Consider the following 21,639-nt stretch of genomic DNA (forward strand, 5'->3'; position numbering starts at 1 on the left):
GCAGGGTCTGTACACATGCCGCGCACAACCGTCCATCACCCCCGGACGATTGTGCGCGGCCGCACTCAGCGAGGCAGCTTGCGGGCCTGCTCGACGAGCGTGCGAGCCTGGTCGACCTGCTTCTGGTACTCCCCCAGATTGCCCTCGTCCAAGGCCTTGTCCGCCTGCACGAAGGCCTTCTGCGCCTGGTCCAGCAGCTCGGAGGCGTCGGTGGAGGTATTCGGGCTCGGCACGCCGGTTGCCCCACCGCTCCTCGCACCGGGTGACGGTGAGGCTGATGATGCAGCACTGGGCGGCGCCTGTGGAGCGGCCGATGGACTGCCGGCCGATCCCTGCTGGCCAGGCACGTCTGGGTCCGTCATGTCGACTGCGGTCTCCCCCGTCGAGGCGCCGGCGTCACCACCGAAGACCTGGTCCAGGGCCTCCTGCAGGGTGTCACCGATGCCGACGTTCTCGCCGAACCGCACGGCGACGAACCGCAACACCGGATATCCACCGCTACCCGTCTGGCGTTGGGCATAGATGGGTTGGACGTACATGAGTCCGCCGCCCACCGGAAGGGTGAGGAGGTTGCCGTGGGTTGCCGAGGCCGAACCACGATTCTGGTACGGCAACAGTTTCGCCGAGACGTTCTCGTCGGCGGTGATGGCGCTGGCGGTCTGGTTGGGGCCGGCGATCTGGGTCGTCCCAGACATCCGCAGCACCCGGATCTTGCCGTACCCGGGTTTGGTGGCGTCGGATCCGACCGAGACGTAGGAGGCCAGATTCTGCCGCTTGTTCGGCACCATGACGGCGGTCGCGGAGTACTGCGGATCGTCGTCGTCGGGCCAGCGAATCGTGAGGTAGTACGGAGGCTCCAGCCCGGCGTCGGAACGGACCGGGTCGTCGGGTGCCTCCCAGACGTCGTTGTGCTGGTACCACGTGTTGGGGTTGGTGGTGTGGTACTGGCCGAGCATGGCCCGCTGCACCTTGAAGAGGTCCTGGGGATAGCGCACGTGCGCCAACAGATCCTTCGACATGGCACTACGTGGCTTCACGGTTCCGGGGTACACCTTCTGCCAGGTCTGCAGGATGGGGTCGTCGGGTTGCCAGGCATACAGCTGGACCGTGCCGTCATAGGCATCCACGACGGCCTTGACACTGTTGCGGATGTAGTTGATCTCGGTGCCACGCTGGGCGACCCGGTTGCCGGTCGTGGAGTCGGAGGCAGCATCGCGCAGATCGACCTTGGTGGAGTTCGGGTAGTCCGAGGAGGTCGTGTACCCGTCGACGATCCACACCATGCGTCCATCGACGACAGCGGGCAGGGAGTCGCTGTCCACGGTGAGCCACGGGGCAACCTTGGCGACCCGGTCACGGGGCTTGCGGTCGTAGAGGATCTTGGAGTTCGAGTGCACCCGGTCCGAGAGCAGCAGGTTGATGTCGGCCATCTGGGTGGCGTACATGGTACGCAACACCGGATTGCCGATGGCCACCCCACCGTGTCCGGCATAGGTGGTCATGGTCTCGGTCCCGGCAGCTGCCGAACCACCACCGGGAGTGTCGAGCTCAACGGGTTCTGCCCCGTCTCGAGCACCGACGACCACCCAGGGATCCGCCATCTCGCCGTAGTAGACGCGTGACTGGTTCTCCTTGATGGATCCGGTGGTGGGGATGTCCTTGGCCAACCAGGTGGGTTCCCCGGAGTTCTCCCGGCGTCCACCGGCAGCGGCGACCATGCCGTAGCCGTGGGTGTAGACGGTGTGGACGTTGTTCCAGCTCTTGTCGGCGATGCCGTTCTGGTCGATCTCGCGGGCTCCCACGACGACATCGGTGGACTTGCCGTCGATCGTGTAACGGTCCACGTCAAGGATCTTGGGGAAGGAGTAGAAACCGCGTACCTGCTGCAACTGCTCGAAAGTGGGAGCGACAACGGCGGGGTCCATGAGTCGGATGGCCGGCAGCGTCTCGGCGTCGGTCTTGAGCTGACCGGCTGACGTCGTGGTGCGTGCAGCGTAGTCGGTGATCGTCGTGTCCTGGATGCCGAACGCCTTGCGGGTGGCAGCAATGTTGTTGACGATGTAGGGCCGTTCCTTGTCCGGGGCGTCCGGAACGACCTGGAACCGCTGCATGACGGCTGGATAGATGCCCTGGATGATGAGGGTGGAGACGAGCATGAGCGCAATGCCCATTCCCGGCACACCCCAGCGTCGCCACCAGGCGTTGGCGACGAACAACGCCGCGACGAGGAAGGCGATGATGGCAACGACGATCTTGGCGGTGGCCCGGTAGTGGTCGGCAGTGAATCCGACGCCGGTGAACAGACCGTTGTCGGAAACGGCGAGCCCGTAACGCCCCAGGATCGTCGACAACCCGAAGAACACCAGACCGATGGCCAGCAGCACCGAGATGTGCGACTGCGCACGTGCGGAGAGCAGATGCTGCTCGGTGCGTCTGGCCTGGGCCAGGCCACCGGGAACCAGGCTGCGCGGCACGAGGTAGTTCACCGACCCCATGACGAGATGAACGCCGAAGGCCGCGATGACGCATGCGATGACCAGTGCCATCCCCAGCGACACCAGGTACCTGTACCACGGGTAGTCGAAGACGTAGAACGAGATGTCCTTGTCGAAGTACGGATCACGGGCCCCGAACGACGTCGCATTCCACCATGCCAGCACAGTGGTGGTCTGGGCGACGGACGTCGCAGCAATGATCAGTGCCAGTGCCCCGGAGCAGATGCCGATGATCGCGCGGTGATGTTTCTCGAGGTAGGCACGGTACTTCCGGGCGAACTCGGTGTTCGTCTCGGCCACGGTGCGAGGACGCAATTTCATGGCCAGCACCATGTTGCCGGCAGTGGTGGTCCACACAAGAGTTCCGACGGCGAGGAACAGTCCGGTTCCGGTGAGCAGTCTGGTGAGGTAGACCCGCTGGAAATGCAGTGAGGAGAACCACAGCAGGTTCGAGGTGATGGACGAGGCCACCAGCCAGCACAGCACGATGCCCGTCACCACTGCAGCAGCGATCCAACCGCCGCAATGGGTCGCGGCCCTGCGATTGCGCCGCGATCGACGAACTCCTCGGGTGAATGGCGAGCTCATCATCGATCTCCTCTCGTGCCGGCGGGCCCGGCCGGACGGTGTGCATCCTTCGCAGCCATGTCGTCGCTCACTGCGACGTCCCCGGTAGTCGGGTCGAAGGTGTGCAGCAGTGCCATCTCCAGGGCCGGGACAAGATCGGTGCCCGACAGCAGGTCGTCGGGGTGGTCCAGCAACCGTGCCAGTGCGTGATGTTCACCAGTGCGCAGCACACCGACGATGACGCGTACGTCCTGGCGGCGAGGATGGGAGGCCACGAAGGTGGCGGCCTGGGCGGGGTCCGCCGGGATCTCGTCCTCCACGTCGTTGGGGAGGAAGACCCGCTCCAAGGTGATCGCCGCCCCGTCCACCGAGTCGGGCCACATGACCGATGCCAACGCAGCCTCGATGTCGTCACCGGCGTGGAACTCGTCCTGCTCGATGCTCGACAGGGAATCCGGCGACCCGGCAACCAGGTGCTGCGCCAGGGCTGGTTCCGATTCTCGTAGCTTCTCCGTGTTGACGAGAGCGAACAACCTGGCCGGCACCCCCCAGCCGGCCTGGTTGACGAAGGAGTCAATCTCGGTGAGAGCCGCGACGAGGGCGTCGTCGTGGCCGGGAAGATCGTCGGAGTCGTGCTGGGGATCAGCGTTGCTCAGCAATGGGGAACCTCTTTTGTTTGCGCACCGGAGCGAATGTTCTGGACGCTGGCAATGGCGTCCCTCAGGCTGGTCACCTTAACCAATTTCATGGATGTTTTGTGCCCGGCGATGTCCTGACAGTTGCCAGCGGGGACGAGGAACACCTGTGCCCCGTCGCGCTCGGCACCGGCCATCTTCTCCTGGATGCCCCCGATTGACGACACGGTTCCATCTGGCGCCACGGTGCCGGTTCCTGCCAGGCGCAGGTCTCCCACGAGGTCGGAGGGGGCAATCGTCTGATAGGTGGCCAACGACATCATGAGCCCAGCACTGGGGCCGACGATGCCCTCGGGAAGGTTGAATCGCACCCGCGTGTCATATCGGTACCCGTTGGTCACCGAGATACCGATGAGCGGAATCTTGGGATTGTCTGGTTGGGCAGTCGTCGTGACGACGACATTGCGCGCCTTGCCGTTTCGTTCCACCGTGAACGGGACGGGCTCTCCCACGTCATGGGCTCGGATCTCGTGCTGGACGTCAGCAGGGGTGGACACCTTTCGGCCATCGACATGGGTGATGAGATCTCCCGGCGCCATGACATTGGTCGCTGGTCCAGAGGTGCTCACCCCCGCTGCCATGGGGACCTCGGTGACCGGTTGCCCCGCAGCCCGCAGAGCTGCGACAACCGCATCGGACTGGGAGGTGTCCATCATCTTCATCTCACTGGCCCGGACCTCGTCATTGCTCAGCCCGGGCTGGTAGACGACGTCCCTGGGAAGGACGTCGTGATCCGGGAGCCACGAGGTGACCAGTGCCTCCGAGAGGCTGAGGACGGAGTCGACGCTGGTCACCGACACCGTCGTCATGCGCACCTCGCCCTTGGTCTGGCGTGCCGGCAGACCACTGACCTGCACCACTGGTTTGGAACCATTGCGGCCGGCAAGATCGACGGTCTGCCCCGGACTCCATGCCACGAAGGGCACCGGAACCGCCCACAGCAGAATCATGACGACGACCAGGCACAGAGCGCTGGCAAGGAGGGTCCACCGGTGCAGTCCGGACTGCCCGTGCCGTCCAGATCCCCGATCGGGCCCGCCCTGGCCGGTGTGCCGCCACCGGTGTGGCCGTCCGGGGGTGTGACCTGGGGCGGTTGCAGACGGTGGTGCAGCAGACATGGTTCTTATCGTACAAACCGTCGGTGAACAGGTCGCACACGCGCCATTCCCGCGCCCATGACGTGTTTGGTCACGGGCACGGGACACATAGAATGTGCCAGAAGACGCCTCAGCCGCTGCCGAAGGAGCATGTTCATGAGCGACGATTCCACGAACCCGCGTCCTGGTGAACCCGATCCTGAGCAATTCGCCGAGCAACTGCGACGAATGATGGAGCAGATGGGGCTCCACATGCCCTCGCAGTCGGAATCGGAGGCGTTCCTCAAGCAGCTGGGCGAGATGTTCAACGCAGCACCGGGATCGCAGGGATTCGGGTTCACCTTCCCCATGGCCGGTTTCCCCACGTCAGGTGCCGCTGCACCTGGTGATGACTCCGCACCGATCGACTGGAACCAGCTCAAGGACGTTGCCCGCCACGTCTCGGCCAGCAAGGGGCCAGATCCCACCCCCGGTGCGGAGCAGCGTCAGAATCTCCTGGACACCACCCGGCTGGCGGAGAACTGGCTGGATCAGCACTGTGAGTTCCCCGGCGTCACCGCCGCCCCGGCACCGTGGAGTCGCGCCGAGTGGATCGAGAGCACCTTCCCGGCCTGGCAGCGTCTCGTCGAGCCGGTCCTCATGTCCTTGACGAACGCCTTGGCCGGTGTCCTGCGCCCGGAACCAGGCATGCTCGACGATGAACTCCTCAGCGCACTGGCCTCCACCATGACCCCAGTGCTGCGCCGCATCGCAGCATCCCTGTACGGTTCCCAACTCGCCGAGAGTCTGGCCACCTTGTCAACGGTGACGACCACCGGCACCGAGATCGGCCTGCAGGTGCTGCCAGGTGCGCAGGTCATCACCCTGCCGGCCAACATCGGTGACGAGTGGAACAATCTGCACCTGGATCCGCACGACGTCCAGCTGTATCTGGTGCTGCGTGAGGCTGCGCGGCAGCGATTGTTCAACTCCGTGGCCTGGCTCGGTCCGCAGCTGCTCGCGCTCATCGAGCACTATGCACGTGAGATTCGCATCGACTCCAGCGCCATTGAGTCCGCAATCAACCTGGACGACGTGCAGAACCTCACCGGTGAGAAACTGGAGCAGATGTCGCAGGACCTGCAGGGCCGGTTGTTCGAACCCTCGACCACCCCGGAGCAGGAGGGGGTCCTCAAGCGGTTGGAAACCCTGCTGGCGCTCATCGAGGGTTGGGTGGACGACGTCACCGGCGAGGTGGCACGCACCTGGCTGCCCTCCCACGCCCAGCTCATCGAGGTGACGAGGCGGCGGCGGGCGACCGGCGGCCCCGCTGCGCAGTTCTTCGACTCCCTGCTCGGGCTGAGCCTACGCCCCCGCCACGTGCGCGAGGCAGGTAATCTGTGGGCTGCGCTGCGTCATGCACGTGGGACGGTGGGCCGTGACGCCGTGTGGCACCATCCCGACCTCATCCCCACGGCCGGGGACCTTGCCGACCCGATCGGCTATGTCCAGGCAGACCGTGACGTCAACGACTCCTCCAGCAGCCTGGATGGTCTGGACGCCGAGCTCGAGCAGCTGCTGCGTGACGAGGGCGGCACTCACTGAGATCCTGCCGGCTCGAGCCTGTCTGGTCTCGAGTGAGGTGTCAGTCGATGTCGGCCGGTGCCGGGTCCACTGCGTCCGCCCCCTCTCCCTCGTCGATACCGCCCATGGAGGTGGCCCAACTCCAGCCGGTGAGGAACCCCTCCGCCTTGTCCGCCTGTGGGTACCGGCTGAGCAGTTCATGAAACCTGCTGCCGTGGTTCGGCTCGACGAGGTGACACAGCTCGTGCAGCAGCACGTAGTCACTCACCCATCTGGGGAAAACGGCCATCCTCGCTGACAACCGGATCTGTCCGGTCCGGACGGTGCACGAGCCCCAGCGGTGATTCTGGTTGGTGACCCATCGCACGCTGCTGGGACGTACCCGGCTGCCCACGACTGGATCAAGATAGCTCTTGGCCAGTCTGTCGGCTCGCTCCATGAGCTCCTCGTCGGTGGTGGCAGTGTACCGGCGACGTCGGTTGAGCAATGTGGTGACGAGTTTCTCCACCTTGCGCCGCTCCTCGTCAGGGTCCATGCCCCACGGAACCATGACGAGGACATGGTCGCCGTCCTGGCGCGCTGACAAGGTGCGATGCCGCTTCTTGCTACGTCGGACGACCACTGCCGGACGGGTCGGGGTCGCGGGGAGGAAGGACTCTGTCATACCTTCATGATGGCCCATGCAGCCCCGGGGAGTCTGCATCCCACGACATGCCCCACACCTGTGACCCCAACATCTGTGACTCAGTGCGGCGCCTGATCGGGTGCAGCGCAATGCCGCTTTTCCACCCACCAATCAGGCCCGGTTATCAGCGGTTTTGCCACTCAGCGTCAAGGACGTCTAGTATGTAGGTCAGCTCTTCGGGCCGGTGGAGTGTGGGGAAGACACGCCAACAGGCCCGGAGAGCTTTTCCGTCATGATCTCGGACAATCGAGATGACCTCCGCGTCCTCCCCTGAGAGCCTGCGAGCACTGCTGAGACGCTGGACACGGCGTCACCACCTCATTCGCCAAGATGGCCCCTCACCCATTGCCGTCAGGTACTGTTCACAGTGATTGACTCGTGATGAGAGGGAGAACGATGACCGACGACGCGAGGATCGCCACCGGAAATCTGCGTGTGAACGCCAACGACCCCATTCCCACCGACTATGCCGAGCGCGCCAAGGGCATGGGCGTGTCCATCATCAATGGCGGCGCCGCATTCCGGGTGTGGGCTCCACACGCCGAGGCCGTTGCCGTCACCGGTACCTTCGACGACTGGGCTGCCCAGCCCGATGGCAGCAAGGATGACGCGCAGAAGGTGAAGTCCGCCCCTCACCAGCTGCTCAGTGAGGACAATGGTTACTGGTACGGCCAGGTGGCCGGGGCGAAGGTTGGCGAGGAGTACCGATTCGTCCTCGTCAACGGTGACCAGGTGATCTCCCGCATCGATCCCTACGCCCGTCATGTGACGAGTTCGATCGGCAACGCGATCATCACCGATCCAGATGCCTACGACTGGGAGGGGGACGACTTCACCGCCCCCACCCTCAATGAGATGGTCATCTACGAGATGCACGTCGGCACCTTCTTCGACAAGGATCCCGACGACGACAAACCTGCCACCCTGGACACCATCGAGGAGAAGCTCGACCATCTCGTCCACCTGGGCGTCAACGCCATCGAACTCATGCCACTCATGGAGTTTGCCGGCGACTACTCCTGGGGCTACAACCCCGCCCACATCTTCGCCGTCGAGAGCGCCTACGGCGGCCCGGAGAAACTGCGTGACCTGGTCAAGGTGTGCCACCGGCACGGTCTGGCCGTCATCATCGACGTCGTCTACAACCACTTCGGCCCCTCGGACCTCGACCTGTGGCAGTTCGACGGCTGGAGCGAGAACGACAAGGGCGGAATCTACTTCTACAACGACTGGAAGTCCTCGACTCCGTGGGGCGACACCCGTCCCGACTACGGTCGCGGCGAGGTGCGTGAGTTCATTCGTGACAACGCGATGATGTGGTTGGCGGAGTTCCACGCCGACGGACTGCGCTACGACATGACCCCGTACATGCGCAGTGTCGACGCCGGTGAGACGAACATCCCCGACGGCTGGAGCCTCACCCACTGGATCAACACCGAGATCCGCGAGCGTTTCCCACGGGCCATCACCATCGCCGAGGACCTGCACGGCGAGCCGAAGGTCGTCTCGACCGACGATGACGGCGCCGCCTTCCATGCCCAGTGGGACAACCATTTCGTCCACCCGATCCGTGCCGCCGTCATCTCCGCCTCCGACGAGGATCGTGACATGGATGCGGTGCGTGACGCGGTGGAGTTCTCCTACGGTGACGCCTTCTCCCGCGTCATCTACACCGAGTCCCACGACGAGGTCGCCAATGGCTCGGCCCGGGTGCCCCAGGAGGTCGACGACGGTGACCCGACCGGTTACTACGCCCAGAAGCGCTCCACCTTGGGAGCAGCCCTGGTGCTCACCTCCCCAGGCCTGCCGATGATCTTCCAGGGCCAGGAGTTCCTGGAGGGCGAGTGGTTCCGCGACACCGTGCCATTGCACTGGGACCAGCAGGACGAGTTCACCGGCATTTTCCGCATGTACAGCGACCTCGTCAGACTGCGTCTCAACAAGGAGGGCCACACCAAGGGGCTCACCGGCCAGCATGTCGACACCCTGCACCTCAACCCGGACAACCACATCTATGCCTTCCACCGCTGGGCTGACGGCGGGGCCGGTGACGACGTCGTGGTGGCGGTCAACCTGGATTCCCAGACCTGGGGCGACTACACCGTTGGCATGCCAGCCGCGGGGCACTGGGTGACGAGGCTCAACTCCGACGCCAAGGTGTACTCCGAGGCCTTCGACGGGGTGGACGTCCCTGAGTCGTTCGACGCCGTCGAGGACGACTACGACGGCCACCCGGCCTCGGCAACCCTGGTGCTGCCGCCCTACAGCGTGGTAATCCTGTCGCGCGACTGAGGGCCGATCAGCACAGCCCCGGTTCACCACTGGATCGTCTGGACGGTGAACCGGGATGACGCCGTTTCGAGGCGCTCCGAGAGGGGTTGGACTGTGCCCAACTGAGATCCACTGCCAGGATGCCGACAGCCCTGATCGGGGCATGGTGTCGAGCATGAGGTGTTGCTCGAGACCACCGCGGTGTTGCCCAGACGTTTCCAGGTGTGGTCCATCGTGGCCGTGGTGTGGTCCGTACCGTCAGAGCACTGGATCGCCTCGCCGGCCGCGAGGGATCCTCATGGCATGCATGAATCCGTTGCCAGTTCCGAGCACGTGAACGCCAGATCAGTCCCCCGATCTTCCCCATCCCTGTCCTGCGCAGCTGTGCCGGTACCTGGCGGAGTGCGCCTACTGGCCGACGACGGCACGTCCTATCTCCTCTCAGGTGCCACCCTCGAGGAGGTACGTGATCTTCAGCTACCACCGCGGATCCTCCACAGCCTGACCGAGCTTGGCCTGGTGACGAGGGCCGCTCCGTGGCGCATCCATGTGTTGGGTGACGGGCCCGGGGTGCCCGAACTGGCAGCGGCCCTCAACAGCATGGATGAGGTCACCGCCACCTGCCGGCGTCACGACGTCCTCGAGTCCCCCACCGCCACATTGCACCGGCTCAGACACCGGTCGCGGACTCCCGACCTGGTCGTCGTCGTGCCTCGTGACCTGCTGGGCGGTCGTGGACTCGTCCAGCTGGCACGTCGCCATCGCATCCCCACTGCTGTCGCATGGCTGGGCAGGTCCATGGCGTTCCTAGGACCGATCAACGAGCCTCACCGACCACGGTGCCAACGATGCCTCGATCTCGCCCTGGCCCGTCGCGACCTCTCGTGGGCACAGTGTGCGACGATGCTGCGCTCCACACCGGCCGATGCGCCTGCCCTTGGCGCGCTCAGTCTCGCACTGCTGCGCCGACTCGAGCAGGACACCTGGGGTACCTGGTGGTCGTGGAGCCGGCGTGGTGAACGCAGCGGCACAGTACCCGTTCACCCCCTGTGCCATCGCTGTCAGGTGCTCAGCGCGGGTGAGCACGGCGAACCGCTGCTGCACGCCATGGCGGCATGACCGCTCAACACGTGACCTCGGCAGGAACTCACCTCACGCGTCAGGAGTGATGATCCGCAGGATCTCGTCGCCGTACAGCTCAACCTTGCGTCTGCCGATCCCCGGAATGGCAAGCAGATCCTCCTGGGTACGCGGCTCATGCTCTGCAATCGCCAGCATCGTCACGTCAGTGAAGACCACGAATGGCGGCATGCTGTCTCGTTCTGCCCGTTCCTTGCGCCACTGCCGCAGCTGGTCGACGAGTTCGGCGTCAACGCCCACTTCGCAGGCCAGGTGGTGACCAAGTTTCTGATCCGAAGCGACCGTCATGGGTCCGTTGCACACCGAGCAGGTCGTGACCTTGCGTTTCTGACCAGTTCGCCTGGGACGTCTGCGTGTCTGGGTCGGTGTTCCGGGCAGGCCACGAAGAAACCGCGAGATGCCGAATCGGTTCCGTGAACTGGCGCTGCGTGAGTACGAGATCCACAGGTGCCTGCGCGCTCTGGTCACGGCAACGTGCAGCAGTCGGCGCTCCTCGGCGATCTCCTCATGCTTGTCGGCAAGGATGAACGGCACCATGGAGTCCGAGACACCGAACAGCGCCACCACGTCCCACTCCAGGCCCTTGGAGGCATGCATCGTACACAGGGTCACACCGTCGGTGACGGGAATGTCCTGGCGCCGGGCTCGCTCGCCCAACTCGGTGACGATCCCCGCCAACCCTGCCGACGGGGAGTTCCTCGAGACCGACTGGGCGACCTCCTGGAGCGCCTGCAGGGACTCCCACCGTTGCCGCACCATCCCGCTGCCCTCCGGAGGTTGGGGGGTCCACCCCTGATCCTCCAGGACTTCGCGAGCACGCTGCCCGGGGGCCTGTGGATCCGCCTGCAGTGCTCGGGTGAGCGCGGCAAGGGCCTGTTTCACCTCGGCACGTTCGTAGAAGCGCTCGGCATCCTTGACGACGTAGGGCACGTCAAGATCACTGAGGGCAAGTTCCAGTGGTGCAGTCTGGGCATTGGTCCGGTGCAGAATGGCCATCTGCGACCACGGCACCCCGTCATCGTGCTGACCTCGCAACCACGTGGCGATGGCAGCTGACTCGCTGGCCTCGTCATCAAAGGCACGGTAGATGGGAGGCTCCCCCTGACCCGTCTGGGAGCGCAGTTTCACTCCGAGATTGTGGAATCTGGCTTCCTCCTTGCCCAGATGATGGGTGAGCAGAGTATTGGCGAGATCGATGATGGGGGCGGTGGATCGATAGTTGCGCACCAGCCGTACCTCAATGGTGTCGGGGTGTTCCCGCGGAAAGTTGATGAGGTATCGAGCCTTGGCCCCGGCGAAGGCGTGGATGGCCTGATGCGGGTCTCCCACCACGCACACGTCATCCCGATCCCCGAACCACAGTTCGAGAAGGGTGTGCTGGATGGGCGAGACGTCCTGGTACTCGTCGACGACGAAGTGTCGGTACTGGTCATGGACCTGGTCCAGGATGTCTGGATGATCGGCAAGCAGTCCAGCTGCGCACAGCAGGATGTCGTCCAGGTCTATGACGGCAGCCTCATGCTTGACGGCTTCGTACCCGGCGAGAACCCGTCCGACCGTGTCCGAGGAAACCCCGGCAACGGCTCGTTGGCGAGCCCTGGCCAGAGGAGGATAGTCAGTGATCGTGACGTTCGACACCTTGGCCCATGACACCTCTGCCGACAGGTCACGCAACAAGGCGGTGTCCGTGCTGAGCCCACATCGTTGGGCGGCCTGGGCCAGCATGGGGAATCTCTTCGTGCTCACCGGTGGCAACTCGCAGCCATAGGCTCGAGGCCAGAAGTACTTGATCTGTCGCAGTGCGGCAGAATGGATCGTTCGGGCCTGCACACCGTGAACACCGAGCCCCTCAAGACGGGTCCTCATGGTGCCAGCAGCTCGCGTGGTGAAGGTGACAGCAAGGGTACGGCGCGGATCCAGCCTTCCGGTGCAGGCACCGTAGGCGATGCGGTGGGTGATGGCCCGCGTCTTGCCGGTACCGGCACCTGCGATGACGCACACCGGCCCACCGAACGAGGTCGCCACGCGACGTTGTTCGGGGTCGAGGCCGGCAAGGATCTCCTCTGGTGCATCAATCACAGGTACACCATAGGTGCAGGGTGAGACAGTTCTGCCCACCCGACGCAGGCTGTCCACAGAACCGCTCCACGAGCTGTCGCTTTCCACAGACATGGAAAATGTCTCACCCCTGCATCTAGAGTTCAGACAGCCGAATGGGCGATGCCCCATGAGGGAAGGGTCTGGAGAATTCCGATGGACACGAAACTGCAGCTGAGAACACACCGGCGATGGGATGGCCTCACCGCCGACGCCGTCGCACTGCTCACCTCAGCACGTGAGGATCCCTTTGCCATACCGCTGCTCGTCAGTCCTTCCACGGCTCATGCCCGGGCCGTGGGGCAGGCGGTGGCCGACGAGGTCGGTGTGGCTGCTGGGCTGCAGGGGAAAACGGCCAGTGCACTGCGCCGTGAGCTGTCACAGTCCCTCCTTGACATGGATCCGCAGGTCGATCCGTGGAGTGGCTCGGCACTGACCCTGCGAATCTTCGATCTGTTGAGACCCGACGACCCCAACATGGCGGCGGTGTCTGAGCATGTACAGGCATGTCGTGTGAGAGGAATTGCCCATGCCGACTGGACGACCGCCCAGCAGTTCTCAGCAGTTCTGCAATCGCTCATACACCACTCACCCGCAGTGTTGGAGCAGTGGAGGGCCGGTGAAGACGTCGACGCCGAAGGCTCTGCCCTGCCCTGGGACAAGGCGTGGTGGCCGCATGTGTGGCGTCTGCTGCATGACGATGGACACCCGGACCCCATGACACAGCTGACACAGCTGTGTTCTGCTCTTGGTGCTGCCCCGTTGCGTTGGCCGTCCTGCGTGTGGATCTCACCGGCAGCGCCGGAATGGCAGGATTATTCGTTGGCGCAGGCGCTCAGTCGTCGCATTCCCGTGACGGTGCTGCACCTTCTTCCCGCATGTGCGGAACACTCCCGGTGGGAACCGTTCAACTCGGTTCGAGAGCACACGAATCTGCGGTGGCATGAGTGCGTGCAGCAGTGTGGAGGGCAGGCCCACGACCACTGTGATCACACGGATCCCGAGACCAGTACCGGCGCCGCCGAGGTCGAGGTGCATCTGTGTCACGGTGAGGACCGTCAAGCAGAGGTCTGTGCCGAAGCAGTGTGTGCTGCGCTGCAGGAGTTTCCCGACATCGAGCCACGCGATGTCGCCATCACGACATCCACCCATGCTCCACAGGCGCATCTGCTCAGCGCGTTCGCGTACGCCGCCGAATCCGATGGCACCAGTCGCACGAACCCCCTGGCACAGTGCCGAATCAGTGGGGCACGCAGCCACCTTCCACCCAATCCGGTGATTCAAGCCGTGTGCACGGTACTGAGACTGTCACGAACCCGCCAGACCGCCGGCGAGCTCCTCGACCTGTGCACCATGCCAGCGATTGCAGCACGATTCGGATTCACGGCGGACGATCAGGGGACGATTCGTCGTCTTGTCATGGATTCGGGAATCCGTTGGGGACTGGACGCCCAGAGCCGATCCCGCGTGGGTCTCGGTGAGATTCGTCAGTCGACCTGGTTCGCCGGAATCGAGCGGCTGTTGCTGGGCGTGGCCATGTCGGACGACCCGCCGTCCCACATCGACACGGTCACCGCGGTCGGGGACATCGGGTCCCCCACGGTGCCGCTGGTGGGGGCCCTGGCAGAACTCGTCTCCCGAGTCCGACATGCCATGGTGCTCACCGCCACATCAGCCACGATGCAACAGTGGGTGGACCGGCTGACCACTCTCATCGACAATCTCACCTCACCACCCGCAGAGATGCCGTGGGCCAGGCAGGCTGCGACTGGCCAGATCAACGTTTTGGCACGTGTCGCCCCCCACTGCAAGGTCGACGCCATGATCATCGCGGACCTGCTCGATGAGCAGTCCGGCACCCGTCCTCGTCGCCCATCCTGGTTCAACGGCGACTGCCACATCAGTGACCCGGCGGAGTTGGACGGCATCAGCCATGATGTCGTCGTCCTCGTCGATCCCGATGAGGACGAGATCGGCGCCGATCCGTTGCGTGGGCTGCGTGACCCAGCCGATCCGCTGTCGGACCCGATGGCGTTGCGACACCAGTACCTCTTCGATGCCGTGGCCACTGCGCGGCGCAAGGTCGTCGTCGTGGCCCAGAAGATGGATCCCGTGACCAATTCCGAGGTGGACCTCGGACCGTTCGTCTCAACCCTCCGGGACAATGGCCTGCCACGTCGTCATGAATCATCCGATGGGGTTGAATCGCCCGATGGCGTCGTGCTGATCTCCCACGGGCTCCAACCCTTCTCCCCCCATGAGTTCGCCGATCAGTCCGGGCAGTCGTGGCGAAGTTTTGACGTGGTGATGGCCGAAGTCCAACTGAATGCGCAGCAGGATGTCGAGCGATCCTCCCTGCTACCCAGACCCAACGATCCACCGGCCCAGATCTACTCCTGCGCCGATGTCTCCACCGCCCTGTCCAACCCAGCGCGCACGGTGTTGAGAGCCCGAATTGGTGCTCCCGCGGCCAAACGCACCGATGACGTCGTCGAGGAGCTGCCTCTTTATCTCACTGGTCTGGACAGGTACCAGATTCGAGCTCGTCTCCTTGCAGACCTGACGCACGGATCAGACATCGGGACCGCTACCGCTGCCGAGCGGCTGCGTGGGACGACGCCCCCCGGCGTACTGGGACTCGAGTCGTTGAATCGGGCTGGCGAGGAGGCCTTGAGCATTGTCGACCGAGAAGCCACCCTGGTCGCCGGTGCATCTCGCCAGGTGATCGACGTCAACCTCGAACTCACCGACGGTGACGTTCCACACCTGCCGTGGGTGGACAGCCATCTCACCGATCCGTACCGTCCCCTGCTGCTCACCGATCGGATCGAAGCCCATGGCGTCACCATCGTGCGTATGAGTCCTGCCAACCTCAGCCCACGTACCCTGCTGGAGACGTGGCTCAGACTTCTTGCAGTGGCAGTGGCGCAACCGGACGTCACCGGCTGGCGTGCCGCAGTGGTGACCCGCTCTGCGAACCCTGAGATCCTGGTGGCGCCTGATGCGCAGCAGGCACGCAACATCCTGGCTGGTCTGGTGCGTGTGGCGTGGTGGTCTTCACAGCAGTTGTTCCCCATGCCTGCCAGGACGGCTGCGGCACTGACCGAGGTGATCCTTCCCTACCGCCCGAATCGATGGGTCACTCCGGCACAGGCGGGGTGGAAGGAGGACCATGACTCCAACTGGAGTCCCTTCGCCAGCGCTGACTACAGCGACCTGGAGCGGCTGTGTCGGCAGCACTGCGAGGCCTCCCCCCTCGATCTGGCAAGGTGGCTCATGACACCGATCACAACGGCACGAACCCGCGGTAGGAGATCCCGATGACCAGTCCCCACGAGGTCAAGGCCTTCGACATCACCGGAGAAGTACCGCACGGAACAACACTGCTGCGGGCAAGTGCCGGTACGGGCAAGACGTGGTCCATCACAGCCATCGTCACCAGGGCAATTCTTGAGGGCGATGTCGACATCTCGCAGGTCCTGCTGGTGACCTTCAACAGATCGGCAGCACGGCAGATGCGGCACAGGACCTATGCCCGACTGGCCCGCACCGCCGAGATGCTGGAGTCTGGTCTGCCCGCTCGTGATGATCTGGACCATCACCTACTCGCCCAACGGGAGCGAAGGGACGAGTTCCTCTCCCGTGCTCGAAGTGCCATCCAGCGGTTCAGCACAGCAACGATCGCGACGACGCATGAGTTCTGCGCCCGGATGCTCACCGAACTCGGGGTTCTGGCGGATCACGACCTGCGCTCCTCGCTGCTGGCCGATCCCACTCCCTTGGTCGATGAGGTCTCGGCCGATCTGTACCTCTCCCGCTACAGCCACGTCCCCAGACCCCCGAGCAGTGCCACGATCAGGAGCCTTGCCCGAACCGTCGCTGCCCAGTACGGCACGGTCGAGCTGCAACGTGACTCGGACTCACGGCGTGTCGAGGAACGTCTCGACATTGCCGAGGCGGTACGCACGGAGTCCTCACGCAGGATGCGGGCCGGTGGGCTGCACACCTTCGACGACCTCATCGAGGACTTGGCCCGCTCGTTGGGCTCCACGCAGCGTGGTCGAGTGGCTTGCGCGACGCTCGCCGACCGGTTCCATCTGGTCATGGTTGACGAGTTCCAGGACACCGACCCCCTGCAGTGGGAGATTCTGACTTCGGCGTTCCATGGACGTAGTGACCTGTGGCTCATCGGTGATCCGAAGCAGTCGATCTACGCCTTCCGTGGGGCGGACATCCATGCATACCTGGCTGCCACCCGTCAGGTGGACCACACCTACGAGCTGACGACGAACTGGCGATCGGATCAGGGGATCGTTGATGGGGTGGACCAGCTGTTTCGTCACACCCATCTGGGTGCGGAGGGCATCGAGTTCACCACGGTCAGCGCCCGACACGCACATCGCCGGCTCCAGAGCACCGATCCCCATGGCTACGACTGGTCGTACCCCGTCCAGATTCGCTGCATCACCGCATCCGATGGATCCCGTCTTTCCTCCGGCAGGGCCGAGGACCTCATCGCCAAGGACGTCGGAGCACAAATCACTGCCATGCTGGACGGCAGATCCCAGTGGCAGCCCGAGAAGGGCCAACCGTCCCGACCGTTGCAGGCCGGTGACATTGCCGTGCTCGTCACCGCCAGACGACGGGGCACCAAGATCCAGAACGAGCTGCGAAAGATCGGCCAGCCAGCCGTGTTCACTGGCTCCACCTCGGTGTGGTCCTCCCCTGCTGCCACGGATTTCCTCGATCTGCTCTCGGCGCTGGACGACCCCGATCCCACCGTCATCTCCAGGATCGCCATGTCGAGGCTCATCGGTGCTGCACCGTATGACCTGGCCCGACAGGACTCCCAGCTTCGCTCGGCCTTGGCCATGGACATTGCCAACTGGGCACTTGCCTGGCCGAATCTGGGCCCATGGGGCGTCATCGAATCACTTCTGCACCGTCCGGGCTCATTGGATTCGATGTTGACCGGCCCGCAGGCGGAACGTTACGTCACGGACCTACGACAGCTCGCCCAGGAGACGCATGTGTGGGCATGCGATCAGCCCACCATGCCCACGCCTGCCCAGACATGTGCATGGGTCGAGGATCAGGCCAGATATGCGCCCCAGGAGACACCGCGCCGGCTGGAGACCGACCGTAATGCCGTCACCATCATGACGGTTCACCAGGCAAAGGGGCTGGAGTTCCCCGTCGTCCTGCTGCCGGACGCCACCTTGAGCTGGATCTCGAAGAATGGTGAAGGCACTCGTAGGAAGCAACGGGCATCTCGTACGTTCATGCGCGATGATGGCTCTCCCCTGGTGTGGTTCGACGGGGAACGGCGCGTTCTCAACCTGTCCGATGTCAATGATCCTGCTCGACTGGAGGCATGGGCACAGATTCGCCATGACGCTCTCGCCGAGGAGCTGCGCAAGCTCTACGTGGCGCTGACCCGGAGCCAGTCGGCCGTACGACTGTGGTGGGCTCCAGTACCTGGCCGAATCGGTGACTCCGGTCTGCAGCGGCTCCTCGCGCTGGAGTCTGCCGGGTCGGAGGCTCCCGTGTTCCCCGAGCCCGTCGACGACGCAGCAGTCTCACCACCCTGGCTGAGCCCGAGAGTGGGTGGGGCCTCGATCGAAGCGGTACCCGTCGAGGTGACGGAAGCGCCTTCTCGAGAGTTACCCGTCCCCCCCGTCGGCGGGACACCGGCCACATTCACCCGTAGCGTCGACCATCAGTGGAAACGTACCTCGTACTCGGGGCTGACTGCCGGCATCCACGGTGCCACATCATCGATGGCCGACCTCGTCGACGCCTCGGCAGGCCAGGACGAGCCGGACGAGGATGCCCTGGGCACTTCCCCGGACGTCTCCCCATCAACCGGTGACGGGCTGTGCACCATGCCTGGCGGAACCTCGTTCGGACTGGTGGTTCACGAGATCCTCGAGCATGTCGACACCTCGGTTCCTGATCTGTCTGCCGAGATCACGAACTGGACCGCGCGAAAACTGCGTGCTGAGCCCATTGACGGTGTCGGGGCAACCAGCCTTGCAGCCGGCCTCGTCGACGTCATGCACACCGACCTGGGAGAACTGGCACCTGGCCAGTGCCTCGCCGACTTCAAGCCGTCCGACCGGCTCGCCGAGCTGGACTTCGAGATGAGACTGGCTCCGTCATCGTCGATGTCCAACACGGTCGGTGCACTTGCCCAAGCCCTCAGCGACCGTTCGCTGGTGCCCGAGAACGACCCACTCGCCAGCTATGGAAGGGTTCTGGCAACCTCACCAGCAGCTTCCACGGTCCTGTCCGGGTATCTCACCGGTTCCATCGACGCCGTACTACGCCGTCCCGACGGACGGTTCCTCGTCATCGACTACAAGACCAACCGTGCGCCGCGACCAGCAGGCCAACCCCTTGAGCCACGTGCGTACGACGTCACCACCATGACATCCATGATGATCAGCTCGCACTACCCCCTGCAGGCGCTGCTCTACAGCGCAGCCCTGCACCGCTACCTGTCACACACGATGCCAGGGTACGATCCCGCCACCTGCCTGGGGCCTGTGGGGTATCTCTTCGTACGCGCCATGGCAGGGTTGGCCACGCCAGCTGATGCCTCAATGCCCTATGGGGTGTTCACGTGGTCAGTGAATCCGGCCCTGGTGGTGGCCGTCAGCGACATTCTGAGAGGACGCCATGAGCACTGATGTGGTTCCCATCTCCGCCAGCCCGACCTTGGCAACGTTGTGCACTGCGGGCGTGCTGTCAGCCGCCGACATCCATCTTGCGACGATGGTGTGCCGGCTCTGTCACGAGTCCGAGGAATCGGTACGTCTGGCCCTGGCATTGACCAGTCGCGAACTGCGACAGGGATCGGTCTTTCTCAATCCCCGGACGATACGCGAGACCATCCTCACCCAGCTGGACGATCCGGCCCTGCGCGGACTGATGGACGAGCAGACTGCTGCTGCGATCGAGCAGGTGGAACAGATGACCTGGCCCGATCCGGACCACTGGATGCTGACCCTGCAGAGGAGTCCTGCGATAGCTGATCGAAGATCTGCCAGCAACGCACGTCCTGCCCGACTGGACTCAGACCGGTTGTACCTGGAACGGTACTGGCTCGACGAGCAGACCGTGGCCACACGACTCGCGCACCTCGCCCACGAGAAAACCTCCATTACCGACGAGCAGTGCCGGCAGGTGCTCGACGAGGTTCAGGAGACGATACAGCGCCCCCACTTCCAGCTCGATGAGTTCCAGGTTGACGCGGTTCGAGCGGCTGCAACACACAATGTCAGCGTTCTGTCTGGCGGCCCCGGAACCGGCAAGACGACCATGGTGTGCATCATCCTCGCCGTACTGGCCAACGCCGATCCGCATCTGGGCCGGATAGCACTGTCTGCACCCAGCGGCAAGGCGGCAAGCAGGCTACGCGACGCTGTGACCAACACATCCCATGCCTTGGGTCTCAAACCCCTGCCAACTGCCTCACAGGCCACAACGGTTCACTCGCTGCTGGGATGGCAAGGACCGGGCGGTGGGTTCCGGTACGATACGATCAACCAGTTGCCCTATGACGTCATCGTCGTCGACGAGGCATCAATGCTGTCGGTGTCCCTCATGGCTCGTCTGCTCGAAGCTATTGGGCCGCGAACCCGGCTGATCCTCGTTGGTGATCCGGATCAGCTGGTCTCAGTTGAGGCTGGGTCCGTCCTGCCCGACATCGTCGCCTCCCACGGTGAACTGGGCAAGGAGGATGACGGGAGCAAGGACGGCGAGCTCGCCCGAGAAGTGCTTCCGGTGTCCAAGCTCACCCACAACCACAGATCTGGCGGCGCCATTGCAGCATTGGCCGAGGCGGTGCAGTACGAGGAGCACGAAAAAACCTTGGACGACGCCGTCAATGAGGCACTGGAGATCTTGACCACCAATCCTGACCAGATCTCCTTCATCGATGCCGACCCCGCTGAGACTCCTTTGTCGAGCCTTCCCGAGTTGCAGGAAACCATCATTTCCACAGCAGAGGCCGTCCGCCAGAAGGCAGCGGCTGGTGCGGACGACGAGGCGCTGATGCTTGCCGATGGACACCGTCTGCTGTGCGCGCACCGTCTGGGCCCCTATGGGGTGGCGTCGTGGTCGGCCCAGATGGTCGAGACCTTGTCACTGACCTTGCCAGGACTCGGGCAGGGCCAGTGGGTCGTGGGCGAGACGACGATGGTGACGCACAACATGCGTCAATTCGAGGTCAACAATGGTGACTGCGGTGTCATCGTCGAGACGTCGCCCGTTCCCACAGTTGCCCTGCCGGGAAAAGGCAATTCGAGTCGTAGGCTCCCCTGCTCACTGCTGTCGACCATGTTCCCTCTGCAGGCCATGACCGTTCACAAGTCCCAGGGAAGTCAGTTCGCTGACGTCACCGTCGTGTTGCCACCCCCGGACTCGGCGCTGCTCACCCGGGAGCTCTTCTACACCGCAATCACCCGAGCACGACGACATCTGACAGTCATGGGGACCCGCGAATCGATCCGACGAGCCATTGGACAGCCCACACAGCGAAACTCCGGGCTGAAACGTCAGTGGCAGCGGATGAGGCAGGGAGGAATCAGCAGCTCCGACACCTGAGAACGGGGTGCCTCGCGCACTTCACCCCCGCACCCCGAAGCTGGCAGCCGTGGTCACGTCGGGGTGAGGCCTCTGCATGCGCTGCGTGCACCAATCACTGACACGAGGGAAACCTGGAGCAGCGTGAGACCCCTGCATGCAGCTGCGTGCAGAGGCCCCCGTTGAATCCCGGCAACCGTGACCCCGTCAGCACCAGTACCTCCAATGGCCCAACCAGCACCAGACCCCGGCAACGTCCCAGTGAGCACCTGTACCCAATCAGTGCCCCCAGCAACACCAGTGTCCAATGTCCCAGTCGACACCAGAACCCATCAACGTTCCGGTCCCCATCAGTGGCGGCTACGTCACTCCCCCATGACCATTGCTCGGCTCCATCCAGCCGACGATTCCAATGACCCGTCGCCATGCCTCCAGACCAT

11 protein-coding genes are annotated in these 21,639 nt (G+C 64.1%); 6 read left to right on the forward strand and 5 right to left on the reverse strand.

The window, feature by feature from the left end:
• Positions 1-65: 65 nt before the first annotated feature.
• From ACP8JZ_RS04925 to ACP8JZ_RS04935, 3 genes are read right to left on the reverse strand one after another with little or no spacing between them, the layout of a single operon-like run.
• Positions 66-3,086: a UPF0182 family membrane protein gene (locus tag ACP8JZ_RS04925; RefSeq protein WP_484482183.1), complete on the reverse strand. Its 3,021-nt coding sequence runs from the start codon at positions 3,084-3,086 to the stop codon at positions 66-68.
• Positions 3,083-3,718 (reverse strand): PPA1309 family protein, encoded by a 636-nt coding sequence (locus tag ACP8JZ_RS04930; protein WP_484482802.1) that lies wholly within the window; start codon positions 3,716-3,718, stop codon positions 3,083-3,085. The genes ACP8JZ_RS04925 and ACP8JZ_RS04930 overlap by 4 nt, the downstream gene beginning before the upstream one ends.
• Entirely contained in the window at positions 3,715-4,875 is a 1,161-nt protein-coding gene (locus ACP8JZ_RS04935) for a YlbL family protein (RefSeq protein ID WP_286318416.1), read from the reverse strand. Before ACP8JZ_RS04935 ends, ACP8JZ_RS04930 begins: the two co-directional genes overlap by 4 nt.
• Before the next feature lie 135 nt (positions 4,876-5,010).
• Between ACP8JZ_RS04935 and ACP8JZ_RS04940 the strand changes: the two genes are divergently transcribed.
• The gene (locus tag ACP8JZ_RS04940; protein ID WP_484482184.1) at positions 5,011-6,438 is read left to right on the forward strand and encodes a zinc-dependent metalloprotease; all 1,428 of its coding nucleotides are present in this window, start codon (positions 5,011-5,013) and stop codon (positions 6,436-6,438) included.
• Positions 6,439-6,478: 40 nt separating this feature from the next.
• Here ACP8JZ_RS04940 and ACP8JZ_RS04945 read toward each other — a convergent pair whose 3' ends face one another.
• A complete protein-coding gene (locus ACP8JZ_RS04945; RefSeq protein ID WP_484482185.1) occupies positions 6,479-7,081 on the reverse strand; it encodes a M48 metallopeptidase family protein in 603 nt (200 codons plus the stop codon).
• A gap of 417 nt (positions 7,082-7,498) precedes the next feature.
• Here ACP8JZ_RS04945 and ACP8JZ_RS04950 point away from each other — a divergent pair, with 417 nt between their 5' ends.
• Positions 7,499-9,394: an alpha-amylase family glycosyl hydrolase gene (locus tag ACP8JZ_RS04950; RefSeq protein ID WP_484482186.1), complete on the forward strand. Its 1,896-nt coding sequence runs from the start codon at positions 7,499-7,501 to the stop codon at positions 9,392-9,394.
• Positions 9,395-9,757: 363 nt separating this feature from the next.
• On the forward strand, positions 9,758-10,492 hold the full coding sequence (locus ACP8JZ_RS04955) for a hypothetical protein (protein WP_484484251.1): 735 nt from the start codon (positions 9,758-9,760) through the stop codon (positions 10,490-10,492).
• Positions 10,493-10,525: 33 nt separating this feature from the next.
• Here the strand turns inward: ACP8JZ_RS04955 and ACP8JZ_RS04960 are convergent, their stop codons facing one another.
• Positions 10,526-12,685, reverse strand: a complete 2,160-nt coding sequence (locus ACP8JZ_RS04960; protein ID WP_371415849.1) for an ATP-dependent DNA helicase UvrD2 — start codon at positions 12,683-12,685, stop codon at positions 10,526-10,528.
• Between the two features lie 81 nt (positions 12,686-12,766).
• On the opposite strand from ACP8JZ_RS04960, the gene ACP8JZ_RS04965 reads away from it, so the two are divergent.
• The 3 genes from ACP8JZ_RS04965 to recD are packed head-to-tail and all read left to right on the forward strand — an operon-like array spanning position 12,767 to position 21,220.
• Positions 12,767-15,934: an exodeoxyribonuclease V subunit gamma gene (locus ACP8JZ_RS04965; RefSeq protein WP_306516902.1), complete on the forward strand. Its 3,168-nt coding sequence runs from the start codon at positions 12,767-12,769 to the stop codon at positions 15,932-15,934.
• Entirely contained in the window at positions 15,931-19,302 is a 3,372-nt protein-coding gene (locus ACP8JZ_RS04970) for a UvrD-helicase domain-containing protein (protein WP_484482188.1), read from the forward strand. The genes ACP8JZ_RS04965 and ACP8JZ_RS04970 overlap by 4 nt, the downstream gene beginning before the upstream one ends.
• Entirely contained in the window at positions 19,292-21,220 is a 1,929-nt protein-coding gene (recD, locus tag ACP8JZ_RS04975; protein WP_484482189.1) for an exodeoxyribonuclease V subunit alpha, read from the forward strand. The genes ACP8JZ_RS04970 and recD overlap by 11 nt, the downstream gene beginning before the upstream one ends.
• Positions 21,221-21,639 lie beyond the last annotated feature (419 nt).

Source organism: Cutibacterium sp. LaCa_286, from assembly GCF_057198075.1.